This is a genomic window from Larkinella sp. VNQ87 (assembly GCF_049445795.1).
GTDB lineage: Bacteria > Bacteroidota > Bacteroidia > Cytophagales > Spirosomataceae > Larkinella.
Genome location: NZ_JBMSDT010000002.1, coordinates 279029 through 294651, shown reverse-complemented (window position 1 = coordinate 294651; position 15623 = coordinate 279029). Strand labels below are relative to the sequence as shown.

15 protein-coding genes and 1 tRNA gene are annotated in these 15623 nt (G+C 50.2%); 6 read left to right on the top strand and 10 right to left on the bottom strand.

Features of this window, described 5'->3' with window-relative positions; genetic code table 11:
• Positions 1-15 precede the first annotated feature (15 nt).
• Together ACO2Q8_RS03820 and ACO2Q8_RS03815 are read right to left on the bottom strand one after the other, a co-directional pair.
• A complete protein-coding gene (locus ACO2Q8_RS03820) occupies positions 16-861 on the bottom strand; it encodes a DUF1206 domain-containing protein (protein ID WP_423343455.1) in 846 nt (281 codons plus the stop codon).
• Positions 862-1072: 211 nt separating this feature from the next.
• Positions 1073-1936: an SDR family oxidoreductase gene (locus ACO2Q8_RS03815; protein ID WP_423343454.1), complete on the bottom strand. Its 864-nt coding sequence runs from the start codon at positions 1934-1936 to the stop codon at positions 1073-1075.
• Positions 1937-2039: 103 nt separating this feature from the next.
• On the opposite strand from ACO2Q8_RS03815, the gene ACO2Q8_RS03810 reads away from it, so the two are divergent.
• Positions 2040-2456 carry a winged helix-turn-helix transcriptional regulator gene (locus tag ACO2Q8_RS03810; RefSeq protein ID WP_423343453.1) on the top strand — a complete coding sequence of 139 codons (417 nt, stop codon included), beginning with the start codon at positions 2040-2042 and terminating at the stop codon, positions 2454-2456.
• A 262-nt stretch (positions 2457-2718) separates the two neighbouring features.
• Here the strand turns inward: ACO2Q8_RS03810 and ACO2Q8_RS03805 are convergent, their stop codons facing one another.
• Positions 2719-3618: a hypothetical protein gene (locus tag ACO2Q8_RS03805; RefSeq protein WP_423343452.1), complete on the bottom strand. Its 900-nt coding sequence runs from the start codon at positions 3616-3618 to the stop codon at positions 2719-2721.
• A 385-nt stretch (positions 3619-4003) separates the two neighbouring features.
• Between ACO2Q8_RS03805 and ACO2Q8_RS03800 the strand changes: the two genes are divergently transcribed.
• Both ACO2Q8_RS03800 and ACO2Q8_RS03795 read left to right on the top strand, forming a co-directional pair.
• The gene (locus tag ACO2Q8_RS03800; RefSeq protein ID WP_423343451.1) at positions 4004-5005 is read left to right on the top strand and encodes an aldo/keto reductase; all 1002 of its coding nucleotides are present in this window, start codon (positions 4004-4006) and stop codon (positions 5003-5005) included.
• 50 nt (positions 5006-5055) lie between these two features.
• On the top strand, positions 5056-5970 hold the full coding sequence (locus ACO2Q8_RS03795; RefSeq protein WP_423343450.1) for a helix-turn-helix domain-containing protein: 915 nt from the start codon (positions 5056-5058) through the stop codon (positions 5968-5970).
• Between the two features lie 232 nt (positions 5971-6202).
• On the opposite strand, the gene ACO2Q8_RS03790 is transcribed toward ACO2Q8_RS03795, so the two are convergent.
• On the bottom strand, positions 6203-6586 hold the full coding sequence (locus ACO2Q8_RS03790; RefSeq protein WP_423343449.1) for a winged helix-turn-helix transcriptional regulator: 384 nt from the start codon (positions 6584-6586) through the stop codon (positions 6203-6205).
• A 140-nt stretch (positions 6587-6726) separates the two neighbouring features.
• Between ACO2Q8_RS03790 and ACO2Q8_RS03785 the strand changes: the two genes are divergently transcribed.
• Both ACO2Q8_RS03785 and ACO2Q8_RS03780 read left to right on the top strand, forming a co-directional pair.
• Positions 6727-7518 carry an SDR family oxidoreductase gene (locus ACO2Q8_RS03785; protein ID WP_423343448.1) on the top strand — a complete coding sequence of 264 codons (792 nt, stop codon included), beginning with the start codon at positions 6727-6729 and terminating at the stop codon, positions 7516-7518.
• Between the two features lie 21 nt (positions 7519-7539).
• Positions 7540-7863 (top strand): nuclear transport factor 2 family protein, encoded by a 324-nt coding sequence (locus ACO2Q8_RS03780; RefSeq protein ID WP_423343447.1) that lies wholly within the window; start codon positions 7540-7542, stop codon positions 7861-7863.
• Between the two features lie 71 nt (positions 7864-7934).
• Here ACO2Q8_RS03780 and ACO2Q8_RS03775 read toward each other — a convergent pair whose 3' ends face one another.
• From ACO2Q8_RS03775 to ACO2Q8_RS03750, 6 genes are all read right to left on the bottom strand, one after another.
• Complete coding sequence (locus ACO2Q8_RS03775) at positions 7935-9038, bottom strand: WD40/YVTN/BNR-like repeat-containing protein (protein ID WP_423343446.1); 1104 nt, start codon at positions 9036-9038, stop codon at positions 7935-7937.
• A gap of 341 nt (positions 9039-9379) precedes the next feature.
• Entirely contained in the window at positions 9380-10252 is an 873-nt protein-coding gene (locus ACO2Q8_RS03770) for a helix-turn-helix domain-containing protein (protein WP_423343445.1), read from the bottom strand.
• Positions 10253-10284: 32 nt separating this feature from the next.
• Positions 10285-11106, bottom strand: a complete 822-nt coding sequence (locus tag ACO2Q8_RS03765; RefSeq protein WP_423343444.1) for an oxidoreductase — start codon at positions 11104-11106, stop codon at positions 10285-10287.
• 259 nt (positions 11107-11365) lie between these two features.
• The gene (locus ACO2Q8_RS03760) at positions 11366-12775 is read right to left on the bottom strand and encodes a serine hydrolase domain-containing protein (protein ID WP_423343443.1); all 1410 of its coding nucleotides are present in this window, start codon (positions 12773-12775) and stop codon (positions 11366-11368) included.
• A 314-nt stretch (positions 12776-13089) separates the two neighbouring features.
• Complete coding sequence (locus ACO2Q8_RS03755; RefSeq protein WP_423343442.1) at positions 13090-13302, bottom strand: DUF4926 domain-containing protein; 213 nt, start codon at positions 13300-13302, stop codon at positions 13090-13092.
• A gap of 211 nt (positions 13303-13513) precedes the next feature.
• Positions 13514-13586 (bottom strand) — tRNA-Thr (locus tag ACO2Q8_RS03750).
• Positions 13587-13678: 92 nt separating this feature from the next.
• Between ACO2Q8_RS03750 and ACO2Q8_RS03745 the strand changes: the two genes are divergently transcribed.
• Entirely contained in the window at positions 13679-15607 is a 1929-nt protein-coding gene (locus ACO2Q8_RS03745) for an ABC-F family ATP-binding cassette domain-containing protein (protein WP_423343441.1), read from the top strand.
• Positions 15608-15623: the final 16 nt, after the last annotated feature.

The following is a 15623-nucleotide window of genomic DNA, read 5'->3' as shown; positions in this document are numbered from 1 at the left end:
GTCGGGCCGACTTAGCTACCTCGTGTTGATCACTTCGTACCGGGCGCGGACAAACATGAATATCCCGTAGCAAAACAAGCCCAACGCGACGGCACCCAGCAGAAAAGAGCCGTAACTGGCTTTTTCCAGAAAGGCAAAAGCATGGCTACTGCCTCCGGCCTGGCTGGCATTAGCCGCCAGGGCCGCTTTGATGAATAAATATCCGATCAGCCCCCAGACGATTCCCCGCGCGATATACCCAATTTTTCCTGACCGGATAATCATCTCCTTGAGTTCCGCTTTGATGGTAGCGGTTTGAACATTTTTCAGGTATTTACCCGACAAAGCCCGGTAGATCTGGTACACCCCGATGGCAATGATCCCCAGGCCGATCAGGCCGACGAGCCACTGACCAAACGGTTTCTGCAGGAGTTCCCGGACGAGGGTCTGGCGCGTATCACCCCCGCCCTGATTACCCGGGTTGCCCAGCACCATCCGCCAGGAAGCAAACGCCAGGGATGCATAGACCAACCCGCTGAAGGCATACCCGGCCCGACGCCCGATGCCTTTGGCGTCGGTTCCTTTGCGCTCGTTGTCGAGAAAAGCCTGCGTGAGCCGCCAGAGGGCGTAGCAGACCAGCCCTGTGGCCACCAGGGCCAGCAAAGCCTGCCCAAACGGTTGCTCCAGGATAAATCGAAAGACGCCCTGTTTAGTGAGATTCTGTTCCGAACGGCCGCCGATTTCAAAAGCCGCCATAAACGCCAGGATACCCACCAGGCAGTAAACCACTCCTTTGGCCGCCAGGCCAAAGCTGGCAAAACGCTTCACCCATTGCGGCTGGGTCGAAGGAATGTGGGAGGAGATGCTCGATACGTTCATCATCTAAATCGGTTTGTTCAGCACTATCGGTCTTCTGTCAATACCATACTTGATTTGGGGGCATAATGTTTCAGGTTTTGCAGCGGAACAAGCCGTGGACGGAAGCCGTACGGTAATGAAAGCCATGAGTAGGCAGCTTATTCAATGGCATGGTAGGGAGCTTGACTGGTCTGGATGAATTGATGCATGGGGTGTTGGCCGCCACTACCGGCGGTCAGGTACCCGGGAAATACGTCGTTTTCAGGTATTCCCGCAGCGAAGTTGGCCTGCGGCCCAGCAGACGCTCGACAGTATCGTGCGTCCCGGCCAGCATACCGTGTTTGGCTGCGGCACCCCACTGGGCCAGGAAGTTGGCGACACCTTCGGGAAAACCGGCGGCTACTTTCTGTGCGATGTAGGGGGCCAACTCGCTGCTTTTGTAAGCGATGGGTCGACCTGCTAACGCAGAGAGTTCCCGGGCGATATCGTGAAACGAATAAGCTTCACTCCCTGTCAGCGTATACTCCTGGTTGTCATGCCCTTCGCTGGTCAGCAGGGCGGCCGTGACAATGGCCAGTTCGGTCCGCTTGATGAAAGCGATCCTGCCTTCTCCCGCCGGGAAACGTATCGCTGTGTCCGGCACCTCGCTCCCAATCAGGTACCCAAGTCCTTCAAAATAGTAGCCGTTTCTGAGAATGGTGTAGAACAGCCCGGACGCTTTGAGGTAGGCTTCCGTGGCCAGGTCGCTTTCGGTGACCTCCTGCAAGACAAAATTTGTGCTGCGCTGGATGCCGGTGTAAAAAAGATGCTTTACCCCGGCTTCTTTAGCTGCGTCGATGACGTTCCGGTGCTGGCGCACCCGGTCGGTAAATGCCACGGCGGAAACCAGCAACACCTTGTCGATGCCCCGAAAGGCCTGCACCAGCGAGGAGTAGTCAAAATAATCGCCCTGGCGGACATTTACGCCCCGCTCCACAAGGCCCGTGGCTTTGCTGGTGTCGCGCACCAGGGCGGCAATTTCTGCGGCCGGGATGGTCGTGAGTAATGAGTCGATGGTTTGGTGGCCTAACCCACCGGTGGCTCCGGTTACGAGAATCATGGTAGAAAGAATTAAAAATTTGTATACATTTACTTGCAAAATGCAAGTGTAAAGGTAAGGCAAAATACTTGCATATTGCAAGTAAAAAAGCAAGTCGTTTTTTATGAAAGAGCTAAAACAGCGTTCTACCTGCCCCGTCAGCACCTCGCTCGACGTGCTGGGAGATAAATGGACCCTGCTCATTCTCAGGGATATGGTGTTCGCGGGGAAGTCAACGTATGGGCAATTCCTGCAATCAGCAGAAAAAATAGCGACCAACGTTCTGGCCGACCGCCTGGCGGTTCTGGAGTCGCAAGGCATCTTGACCAAGGCCGTGGCCGCTGATAAGAAATCGAAGTTCACCTACCGCCTGACAGAAAAAGGTGTTGATACAGTCCCAATTATAGTGGAGTTCATTCTGTGGGGAAGTAAGCATTGCCCTACCGTCGTCGATCCTGGCTTGCTGGAAGAACTTCAGGCGGAGAAAGACACGGCCGTTGCGAAGTACCAACGGCTTGCCCGCGAAAAGGCCCGGGCTTAAAAAAATAACGCCTTTGTCCTGACTGGTACGGGAAGTGTAACAAATATAAGTATCCGGTTAAGGGATTGTAAAAGAATGGTAATGAGATTTTAACGAATTAAACTATCCCAAATAAGTTACCAGTTGACCACTGGAAGAAGTGGGCGGGCGTCGAGCGAAAGTTTCAGGAAAAGGCTCCTTTAAAAGCCTGACTGGAGCATCGTGCTTTTAAAGGAGCCTTTCGATGGTGTTCTTCCCGCCTACGTGAAACCAAAGATAGGTTTCAGGGGGCATAAACGAATTCTTCCTGATAGGACCACTCCGTCCAGCGAGGGTCGTAATCCCTGTAGTCGGTTACACTACGCTGTTGCACAGTTGATAAACGTCCTTGCGCGTCGTAGCCGTACCGGTACTGGTGGGTTTCGCGGTCAAGACGGGTAACACCTGTGCCGATGGGATAATGGACCGTCATCACGTTTTGCGGCCAAACATGCAGGCGGGCCCGGGGGTTCGTCACCTGATTGTAAAAGACCCGCTGGGTCGGCTCGACCGGCGTCTGATTGGGGTTATAGACCTCCTGTCGGTACACATCGCCATTCTCCCAGTAGCGAATCTCAACCGGGTAACTACCCGGTTGACTCAGACTAGAGCCAAATGCCAGTCCCATCGTATCCCGCGTCAGGTGCAACTCCCCGGATGCGTTGTATTCATACTGAATCCGGTGATTAAGCTTAAATTGCCCGCCGACATTCTCATAAACCAGGACCTGGGCCAGCCGATGCTGGGCGTCATATTCGTACTTACTCACCCAGCCAATGGCGTCAACCCGTTTGGGACTCGCGGCTCCCCGGCGGTAGTCAAATCCGGTATATACCTGGGCCAGGTAAGCTCCCTGGTAGCGCACGAGTCTGAGCTGGTCATAGCCAAAACTCGTCTGCTCACTACTACCGATCAGGCGACTTTGCTGATCGTATGTATAGGCAGTAAAGTTGTTGCCGGGCGAACCGGGCAGATTCCAGCGAATGAGCGTGCCGCCTGGCCCTTGACCGGTTTTTGAAACGACCGAGAAGTCAAGATCATCGGGGAGGATAAGTAGCGAATCCGGTTGCGCACTGACTTGAAGTTGGACCGGTACGGGGTCCGACGGGCTTATCCCGGCAGACTGGGGATCACAGCTGGTCAAGACCAGACTGAAAAAACTCAGAATGAAAGTCGATACGCAACGGTGGAGTAACGGGAATGCAAAGGAACTGCTGAATTGAAAGGACTTTGTTCTCATCGTGGATAAGCTTTGATTGGAAACCAATTTTAAAATAGGGGTATAACCCAGATCAGCCGGGTTCCTTTAATAGGCATTCTCTTAAAAAGGTGAATGGGCATTAGCTTCTAATTAGGAAAGGAGAATAAAACGTCGATCTGCCGGATGAAGTCAACAACCATTCCTCTTTGAATACTTCTAAGGTTCTGACGTCCAGAATTCGGATACAATTCTGCCGAAAACGGTTAATCGGCACCCGCAGCGCTTCCCTACTTTTGTAGCGGTCAACAAAAACGATTAATTCGATCTTATGAAACGGGTAAAATTAGGAAGCCAGGGACTCGTGGTCCCTGAACTTGGTCTGGGCTGCATGGGCATGACAGCGATGGCCCACATGGATATTTATGGAAAAGCGGATGAAACGGAGGCTATTGCAACGATTCATCGCTCGCTTGAATTGGGTGGTAACTTTCTGGATACGGCGGATCTATACGGACCATTGGTCAACGAACAATTGATCGCAAGAGCGATTAAAGGCCGACGGGACGACTACCTTATCGCCACCAAATTTGGTTGGGAAATTGATGATTCCGATCAGATAACCTGGCAATACCGGGCCGATAAGGCCTATGTCAGGAAAGCCGCCGAGCGTTCCTTAAAAAATCTGGACACGGACTACATTGATCTGTATTATCTTCATCGCCTGGACCCTAAAACACCCATTGAAGAAACCGTGGAAGCGATGTCCGGGTTAGTGAAGGAAGGGAAGGTCCGCTACATTGGCTTGTCCGAAGTATCCTCAGAGACGATCAGGCGGGCCCATGCGATCCATCCCATTACGGCTGTCCAAACAGAATATTCGCTTTTTGAACGCAGCGCGGAAGAAACCGGCATTTTACGTACCCTGGATGAACTGGGCATTGGGTTTGTGGCCTATTCGCCCCTTGGCCGCGGCTTTATTACGGGTGAATTGAAAAGTCCGGACGATCTGGCCGCCGATGATTTCAGGCGTTCCCTGCCCCGCTTTCAGGGTGAACAGTTTTATAAAAACCTGGAACTGCTCGGCGAAATTCAGGCTATGGCGGTTGAAAAACAGGTCACCACGTCACAACTAGCCCTGGCCTGGGTGCTGGCGAAAGGCGTGGTACCGATCCCCGGCACCAAACGTCGGAAATACCTGGAAGAAAATATCGGGGCTACGGAAATACGGCTTAGTGAGGAAGACCTGGAACGTCTGGAATCGATTATTCCGCTGGGAACCCAGACGGGTGATCGGTATGATCAGGCTAACATGCAAGGCATCGACCAGTAGTAACTTATCCAGGCGGGGTTTAAATCCTGCCTGGAGCTTATTCTCAGCGTATGAAAAAGCAATCGCCCCATCCGATCCATTCCATTTCGGAGCAACACCGGGTCCTTGGATTACCCAAACCGGTGCATCCCTTGATCAGCGTTTTCAATTTCGATGACATGGATCATACCCGAGCCGACACCCGTCCGCAAACACTTGTGCTTGATCTGTTTTGCATCTCGCTGAAACGCAACGTAACGGGTAAAGTACGCTACGGACAGGGCTACTGTGATTTCGACGAAGGCATCCTGTTTTGCACCGCGCCAGGCCAGGTGACAAGTAACATAACCGACGACCACAAACCAAGCGGCTGGTGTGTCGTGTTTCATCCCGATTTCATCCGGGGGCATCCTCTTGGTCAGCGGATAAAAGAGTATGGTTTTTTCGACTATACCGTCAATGAGGCCCTTCACTTGTCGGATCAGGAAGAAACGTTGATGATTTCAGTGATGACAATGCTTCGGCATGAAATCAACGCACGGATTGACCTGTATTCCGAAGCGGTGCTAATGGCTCATCTTGACCTTTTATTGAGTTATGCCCAACGGTTTTACAGCCGGCAGTTTATGACCCGAAAGCCCATCAGCTATGATGTACTGATCCGGCTGGAAACCGTCTTATCCGATTACTTTTCCGATGAAAAGGCCCTAAGCAACGGACTGCCTTCCGTCTCCTATCTGGCCGAAAAGATGAATTACTCGGATAGTTATTTAAGCGACCTGCTGAAAATGTACACGGGTCAAAACACCCAACAGCACATTCACCGCTACGTTATCGAAAAGGCCAAAGAATTACTCACGCAAACGAATCTAACCGTTAGCGAAATTGGCTTCCGACTGGGTTTTGATTTTCCACAATCGTTCAGCCGTTTGTTCAAGAAAAAGACGAACGTGACTCCCTTACAATACCGTCAATCGTTTAATTAAGCAATGGATTATTGAATTGCCGTTTCCAGGGCGTTCTTATAATTCTTTGGCTTAAGGAAGCTTGAGACTTGCTGGGTTTGGCTACCAAGTCTACGGACCCATTGTGATTGTCAGCCTGCGCTAGGAGCTTGGGCCCTGAAAACGCTACTTACAATTCTTTAGGGTGTGCAGCAGCCACGGGCGTTTTGCGTGACAAAATTTGTGCCTTCTACCCTGTTGATAAACCGCTTAACTAATCGGGGATAAATTCTAAATCAGAACTTACCGCTTGTTTCAAAATCACAGCCCGCAAACGGTTCTCGTGTTCATCGGCCCATTGCCCTAAGGTGGCAATCACGGGGATTAATGTCTTACCAAAGTCGGTAAGGCTGTATTCTACTTTTGGCGGGACAACGGGATAAATTTTTCTCGTAACCAGTTCGTGGTCTTCCAGTTCTTTCAACTGCATCGTTAAAACCCGGCGCGAAGCATCGGGGATTTTGCGTTGCAGTTCGCTTGGCCGTTGATACCCTTCATTGATAAACCACAGCAAACGGATTTTCCATTTGCCGTAAAGTACTTCACCAATCAGATCAAGTCCACAATTTAAGTTCGGTATTATTTTCCGCTCATACATATTGCAAAACTAACCGTATGCCTCAGTTTGTGCAATAGGGGATTAATTTATCCCTATGTGAATCGTAATACCGTACTTGTGCTAACTGTTTTTACACTCCAATTTTGCCCCATAAAATTCTTAAAAAAGGAGCGATAAAAATGGAGCAGTTCGATTTCAACAACGAGTTATCAGGCAAGATTGCCTTGGTAACCGGAGGTACAAAAGGAGCCGGAAGAGCAATCGCAGAAAGGCTTTTACAAGCAGGCGCAACGGTAATTATTACGGCAAGAAACCCGCCGGAAAAAGAAAGCAGCCAATTGCATTTTATTCCGTCCGATTTAAGCAAGGCAGAAGGCGCACAAAAAGTAGTCAACGAAGTGCTATCAACGTATGGGAAGCTGGATATTCTTGTGAACAATCTTGGTGCTTCAGCAACCCCCGCTGGCGGTTTTACCGTATTAACGGATGAAGATTGGGAATCAACCCTGCAAGCAAATTTGCTTGCTCCGGTTCGGCTGGATCGGGGATTTCTACCGCAAATGATCGGTCAAAAAAGTGGAGTCATTATTCACATCGCTTCTATTCAGGGCAAGCTGCCCCTCTACGATTCTACCTTGCCTTACGCAGCCGCCAAAGCGGGGTTGAGAAACTACAGTAAAAGTTTATCCAATGAAGTTACGCCAAAAGGTGTTCGGGTGCTGACTGTTTCGCCAGGCTGGATCAATACGACGGCATCGATAGCCTGGTTGGGCGAAATTGCAAGAAACGCAAATAGTACTGTAGAGGCAGCACAACAAAGTGTAATGGATGCATTGGGTGGAATCCCCTTCGGAAGACCGGCACAGCCCGAAGAGGTGGCCGAATTGGTCGGCTTTTTGGTTTCGCCAAGAGCAAGCTATCTCACCGGGACAGAATTTGTAATTGACGGAGGAACCGTACCCACTATTTGACCACTCTAAAAAATAAAAAAAATGGATTTGCCGAACGTAGTAGCCGATTTAATTGAAGCACAAAATAACTTTGATAGCGTTGCCTATGCAACTTGTTTCTCCGAAGCAGCCCTCGTTTTTGACGAGGGCAAAACGCACCATGGAAGAAAAGAAATAGAACATTGGATTACGAATGCCAACGAGCGATACAAGGCAACAATGAAGCCGGTCAGCTTTGAAGAAAAAGAAACCGAAAGCCTGTTAAAAGTAGAAGTTTCAGGAAGTTTTGACGGAAGCCCGATTGTAGTAAGTTATCATCTAAAAATAGCAGATAAATTGATACAATCACTGAAAATTACTGGATAAGCGGGACCGGCTAATTTTAGCCGGTCCTTTTTTAACTTCTCACAAAATAACCTCTATGAGTTTGGAATTTATCAACATCCTTTATTGGGTATGACATAGATCACGTTGCCCGAAACCGCTAAATTGAAACCATACTTTTCGGTAGCAGGAAGTGGTAGTTGTTGCCAGGTTTTGCCCCTATCCGATGACCGGAATAGACCATCTGAGCGACCACATAGCAGATCGTTACCCATTTGTTTGATGGATAAAATAGCCGATGAAGATTCAAGTAAGCCTATTTTTTGCAGTAATAAACTACTCAAGGAAGGCTGAAGGTCTTCACCAATGGCCTTCCAGGTTTTTCCACGATCCATTGAAAGGTGTAGGCTGTTTGTTTGGGTTACGGGGTTGTTTATGATCGCAGCAAATCCTCCATCCATACGTTCCACCGCGATGCCGACACCCCCTTCACTGAGCACACGATCCCAGGTTTGACCATCATCGGTGGACCTTACTATTCCCTCTCTGTAGGTAGCCAAAAGGACACCGTTCGACTCTACCAATTTCATATCCCCACCCCCAACATGCACTTGTTTCCAGGTTTGTCCGTGGTTCGCTGATCTAAAAAGGCTGTTGCTGGAAACGATAAAAACGGTGCCTCCGGCCGTTTCAAAAACGGTGCGTACAAATTTCACTTTATAATTCTTGTAATAATAATCTTCCGTTTCGTTTAGGCGTACGGCTTGCTCCTGAAAATTCGTATACACGGGTGACCAATCACTCGTTCCGTTTATTTTTTGTAAAAATTGGCCCTTGAAATCATAGGCAACTATCCCATTCTGACCAGGGACAATGTTACGTTGTTTACCGGGGAAGCTCTCTTTTGTCCAAAAAGGAGTGGTGGAAGTTGGCTCACTGTGATAAACCCCATTTCCAGCGCGTAAATAGAGCCCACGATCATTGGCAAAGAAACCGTTGCTCGGTACACCTGCTCTCTGCAAATTTTCAGGTAGCCCTTTGCTAACGTCCTGCCAGGTTTGTCCGCCATCCGCAGATTTGAAAATGATGTTGGCAACCTCCGCTGATTTGCTCTCTTTTATGGGGTTCTTTTTTACCTCCTTTTCTTTTAGCACGAAAGAGTTTAGTAGCAATACTACCAGAAAGATAGCCGGAATAAACACAACTAATTTTTTCATTTTTTCTTTATTTGAAGTAAAACCGTATCCATTAGTAAGTAGCGGAACGTAGCAAACCCGCCAAACCAGCTACTTCCATCGCCAGGCGAATTGCAACAAACCTACTAGTCTTTGTGCTGAGATGTGTTGAGGGATCGTAAAAGAATGTTAACGAAACGTAAAAGTTGCCGCTTCGGCTGTCCGAGTTTACATACTGCGGTGGATGTTTGCCCTAAGCGGGCTGGGTATGTTGTACAAAAAGGCTACTGGCGCATCTGCTATGACAGAAAAGGTCCAAACTGATTTACAATTGACTGGCAACCGGCCTGCATCGGCATACGGTACCTTTTTGTCGATGCATCCTAATTGGTATGCCTAAATTCCAGGGGAGTCACGCCCGTCTTGGATTTAAATAACCGGGAAAAGTATTGTGGATAGTCAAAGCCCAACGAAAATGCCAACTCGCCAACCGATTTATCCGTTCCTAGCAGCAACGTTTTGGCTTCTTCGATCAGGTAATAATGAATGCGGTCCTGGGCGTTCATCCCCGTTTCTTTTTTTAGCAAGTCACTGAGATAATTGGGCGATAAGAATACCTGGTCCGCCAAATACTTCACACTGGGCAGCCCTTTCTTACTCAGGTCCGCCGACTGGAAATAGCTGGTCAAGATAGTCTCAATTTTCGTAAGCAGATCCTGATTCGCCGTTTGTCGGGTGATGAATTGGCGGTCGTAATAGCGGGTACAATAATTCAGCAACAGCTCTATAGCAGAAACGATCAGCCGCTGACTGTGCCGGTCAATGTTTTCCGACAATTCAGCATCAATCTTCCGGACCAGCTCCGACAGATTTTGCTTTTCCTTCTCGGATAAATGAAGGGCTTCGTGTGTCTCGTAAGAAAAGAACGAATACTCTTTGATGGTTCGGCCTAACGAAGTGCCCCGGATCAGGTCCGGGTGGAAAAACACGCCCCAGCCCCACAGGGCCACATCCAACTGGGTGGGCTCGTCCAGGGAAATGACTTGGCGGGGCGCGATGCAGATCAAACTGCCGTCCTGAAAATCATAGGTTTGCTGGCCGTATTTCATCTTATTCGGACAAAAGTTCTTAAACATCAGGGCATAAAAGCCCAGGGTCACTTTCGTGCCTGAATTGAACTGCTCGCTAAACTGCGAAAAGTCCACCACGGCTCCCAGGGGATGCTTAACCCGGGCTTGCGGGAGCAGTCGGTACATGTCCGAAATCGTTTCTAAATGAAGGATGTTGCTCATGCTTGTACCTGGCTCATGATTAGTTTATCAAAGGCGCGATCGCCAAAGTAGGTACGCAGCCAAACCAACGGTTTTGCCCAGCGCCCGACCCGGTATCGAGTTTTGGCCTTCTTGGCCGTCACGATTTTCAAAACCGTATTGGCAATCACCGCAGCTTTCGAACCGCTCCCCCGCTCATACGTTTTTTTGGTTGATGCGACCAATCTGCGCGTCAGGTCAGCGTACGCTCCGGCGGAGGAAAATTGACCCAGGCTTTTCAGAACTTCATCACCAAATTCGGTCAGGATGATGCCTGGTTCCAACACCACCACGTTAATGTTGAAGGGAGCTAATTCCAACCGTAAGCAATCGCTGAACCCTTCAATGGCATGTTTACTGGCATGATACCAAGCGCCCATCGGCGTGTAGATCTTACCGCCCATGGAGGAGGTATTGATGATGGTGCCTGACTGCGCTTTGCGCATGTAAGGTACCACTTTTTGGGTCATTGAGGCCAAACCAAATACGTTTACTTCGAACTGTCTTCTGGCCTGCTCAAGGGGAATGTCTTCGACTGATCCATACAGGCCATAGCCCGCATTATTCCAAAGCACATCAATCTTGCCCTCTTGTTGGATGATGGTGTCTACGACCCGTTGGATGTCGGCTTCGTTGGTCACATCCATTTGAATGGGATGTCCGCCCAGGGTTTTTAGCTCCTGCATTTGCTCGACACGCCGGGCCGCCGTGTAGACAGTATGTCCTTCCTGAATAAGTTTCCGGGCCGTTTCTTTGCCCATGCCTGAACTGGCGCCCGTAATTAAGATGACCTTTTTCATGTTTGTGTCGTTTTAAAGTACACAACAAAGGTCTGGAGAATAGGGCAGGGAGACTTAACACAAAACCGGGTTGGTTGTATACGAATTCTCTATTGTGGTAGTACCCCTGGGGGATATCCTGTTTTTCTAATCGTGTTCCATCGTAACTACATGGAAAAGACCCATAAAGCAAAAAGGGCTGATTAGGTAATTTTGAGGTTTTATGCCAGAAACTGATTAATCCTTATCTGAAAAAGTCAGTGATTCAGGTCGTGATGTGTTAGGGATTTTTGCGACTCAGCAGCGTTTGCAGGCCTAGTATCAGCTTGCTCATATCGGCTTTGCTGTTGGCCAGCAGAACGCAGCCGCTTCTCCGTTCGGGAAAAGCCGATAAGTGCGATCGAAAGCCCAGCGAACTCCCGTTATGTTGAATATCCCGATAGGCCCCATTGGTCCGCGTCCCCCAGCCCAGGCCTGTGTTATTGACAGTGGGCTGGTGGCTCAAGCGAATCGCCGAATCCCGCTCTTCGATTTGCCCTTGTAGATAGCGTATCATATCCGGTAAGGTGGAATGAATATCACCCGCCGGACCAAACAGGCCTCCATCCTGAAATAGAACACGGTTCCCGTTCTCGCTATATGGCTGAGCCATCCTTGAGCGATCTTCATGGGCATGCTGGTAGTGCGTATGACGCATGCCCAACGGGGCGCAGATCGACTGCTGAACCAACTGCCCATACGGTTGGCGATACACCGTCTCTAGAATATGTCCCAGCAAGGCCATGCCCCAGTTGGAATACTCAAACTTATACCCCGGTAGGGTATCTAACCTGACGGCTCTTAGGGCCTGATAAAATGCCAGCGAGTCCATCGAGGGCTCCGGATTCAGTGGATTGGCGTCCGGTTGCTCGCCAATCGTCGGAGGTAGACTAGGAAGCCGGGCGGTATGATTGGCTAAATCCTGTAAGGTGATGGGGCGATCGGCAAATAGCAGGTTTGGATAGTCGCCCGGTAGATACCGACGAATATCGTCCTTCAGTGAAACCTTGCCGGAAACGACCGCCTGGGCCAATAATGTCGCGGTAAAGGTTTTTGTAATAGAAGCGATTTCGTACTCCGTTACTGGGCCAGGGAGCAAACCCGAGCCACGAGTCGTTTCTCCGTAATAATAGCTGTAGGGTTTGCCGTCTTTGATGAGGCCGATTGAAACACCCACCGCCGTCGGGTTGCGAAAATAGTCCCGCGCCAAACTGTCAATCGATCGGTCAAAAGCAGTTCTCAACGGATTGGTGCTTTTGACGGGGGGAGCGGTAGGCAACAGCTCAATGGGGACGGTGGAAAGACCGAAACTGCTAAATGTTCCCTGGGGAGTTATTTTCAGAAACAGGTTCATATCTCTGACTTCAAAGGCCAGTCGGTAAGCGATGCCGCCCCTGGTTTGTTCCTGGGAAACGAGTCGGATGATGTTGCCGCTGTTGCGGTTAGCCTTCAAATAATTAACCAGCCTGGATTCAGATATGCTTTTGGTAAAGGCGGTATCAGCCAGTTGATAAATGCCCTTGAAGTCATTTCGATTGAAGCGAGCAATAATGGAGTCTCTTACCAGGGCATGGGCTACTTGATTAATCTGAGCCGTAGCGGAAAGCGCGAATCCTAATACCGCTGCAAACAAAGCCAAAACACGCAACATAGGAAATAAGAATTAGACTGGAAATCAAAGCGACTAATGACACGCCAACACGCTGCGTAGTTGCATACACTCAGAACGAATTTTGCCTGTACTTTTTAGGTGGGTTATGGATTCACCTGCCTGCTTAGAATAATGGAAAGGCGTTCGAACAGTTCTTTTTTTGAGTACTTATATCGTCGTATTCACCTGTGACCTATACCGAATTTGAAGCCCGTTGGAAACCGGCGAACGGTATCGAACGCGCCAACTATGGACTATTCCTGCAAGACCTGTGCGATTTAATCGGTGTTGCCCGGCCTGACCCAACGACTGTTCTAATGCGACGCCACCCGGCCTAAATCAACCGCCCGTACCTCGTCCGCGCTCATGGTTTCCACAGCTACGGTGTCGCCTTTGGCATTCATGAACTCTACTTCATAAAGGCCATTACTCCCATAGACGTGAACAACGGTTCCTACGTCTCCCCGGTGCAATCCAATGGTCGGGCGGTCAGCCAACAAGGCTACTAAATCAAGTTCCTGAATCATGGTTCTATCAGTTTGGGTATGTTTTGCCGTTGTGCACAGCGAGCCAGACGCTAAACCCCCATAAAGCAAAAAGGGCTAATCAGTTGATTTTGAGGTTTTACGCTCGAAAACTGATTAACCCTTATCTGAAAAATGAGCTCTACGGGATTCGAACGGCAGCGGCCGACCGTCTGCGACCTACGCATTCGTAATGCGTCGCTCTACCCAAATGAGCCTCCTACGGGATTCGAACCTGCGACCTACGCATTACGAATGCGTCGCTCTACCAGCTGAGCTAAGGAGGCAAAACGGAAAATATCCATTTTTGTGGCTGCAAAATAATGGGTTCTTGACGAACTATGCAAGCAAACGAGGCAAAATTGCGTAAATTTGCCGCATGATTTCTCTTACCAACCTGTCGTATTACCTCGGCAGCCGGGCGCTCTACGAAAATGCCTCGATGCACATCAAGCCCGGCCAGAAAATCGGCCTTATTGGCCTCAACGGAACCGGAAAGTCAACCTTGCTGCGGCTGATCATCGGCGAATACCAACCCGACGGCGGGATCATCTCCAAAGCGGGCGATGTCACCATCGGTTTTTTGAACCAGGATTTGCTTTCCTACCAAACCGACGATTCCATCCTGTCGGTGGCCATGCAGGCGTTTGAGCGCCAGAACCACCTGCAAAAGCGCATCGATACGCTGCTGCACGAAATGGAAATCAACTACACCGACGACCTAATCGACAAACTGGCGCGGGCGCAGGACGAGTTTGCGGCCCTGGATGGCTACACGATTCAGTCGAAAGCCGAGGAAATTCTGGAGGGGTTGGGCTTCACGACCGACGATTTGCACAAACCGCTCCGGCAATTCTCCGGAGGCTGGCGGATGCGCGTCATGCTGGCGAAACTGCTGCTGCAAAAACCGTCGCTATTGATGCTCGATGAACCGACCAACCACCTTGACTTGCCCTCGATTCAGTGGGTTGAAAAATACATCCAGAACTACGAAGGCGCCGTGATCGTGGTTTCGCACGACCGCGAATTTCTCGACAACGTCGTCGATAGCATTGTGGAAGTGTCCGGGGCCAAGCTAAATTATTACCCTGGCAATTACTCGTTTTATGTCGAGGAAAAAGCCCTCCGGAATGAGATCCAGCAGGGTGCCTACGAAAATCAGCAGGCCAAAATCCGGCAGACCGAGCGGTTTATCGAACGGTTTAAGGCCAAGGCAACCAAAGCCAAGCAGGCTCAAAGCCGGGTGAAGATGCTCGAAAAAATGGAACTGGTCGACGCGGTGATTGACGAAAATGCCCGCGTTAACTTCCGGTTTAACTTCTCGACCCAGCCCGGTCGGCATATTCTGCATCTGGATGAGGTCACGAAAAATTACGGTGAGAAAAAAATCCTGACCCACACGACGGCCCGGCTCGAACGCGGGGATCACGTCGCGCTGATCGGGGCCAACGGGAAAGGGAAATCGACCCTGCTGCGGATCATTGCCGGGACCGAACCGACCACGCAGGGTGAACGGCGGCTGGGCCATAACGTCTCGTTCAGCTTCTACGCGCAGCACCAACTGGAGTCGCTGAACGTGGAAGACAACATGCTGGAAGAACTGAAAACCGCCAACCCGACCAAATCCGAAGCGGAATTACGGACGGTTTTGGGCTGCTTCCTGTTTTCGGGCGACGATGTGTTCAAGAAGATCAAAGTGCTGTCCGGGGGCGAAAAATCGCGGGTGGCGCTGGCGAAGGTGCTGTTGTCGCAGGCCAATTTCCTGCTGCTCGATGAGCCGACCAACCACCTCGACATGCAGTCGGTCAACATCCTGATTCAGGCGCTGGAGCAGTATGAGGGCACCTACGTGATCGTGTCGCACGACCGGTATTTCGTGTCGCGGATTGCCAACAAAATCTGGTACATCGAAGACGAGCAGATCAAGGAATACCCCGGCACGTACGAAGAATACGAGTGGTGGCTGGAAGAACGGAAATCGCAGGGGGCCGGGCAACCCGTAACCCAGACGCCCTCTGCCCCGCGCCCTAAGCCCCAGGCCAACGACGACGAGCGCAAGGAACTGCAACGCGCCCTGAAAAAAGCCACGCAGCAGGCCGACGAGTTCGAGCAGAAAATTGCCGGGTTGGAAAAGCAGAAAAAACAGTTGGAAGCCGAATTAGCCACGCCCGCTGTGGTTGCTGACGGAAAGAAATTTCAGGCCAAAACCGCCGATTACCAGCGTCTTAAAACCCAGCTTGATGCTGTTCAGGAGCAGTGGGAAGACGCCATGCTGGAAGCGGAGGAGCTGGAGAAAAAGTTGGGGTGATTATACTTCCCTGAGA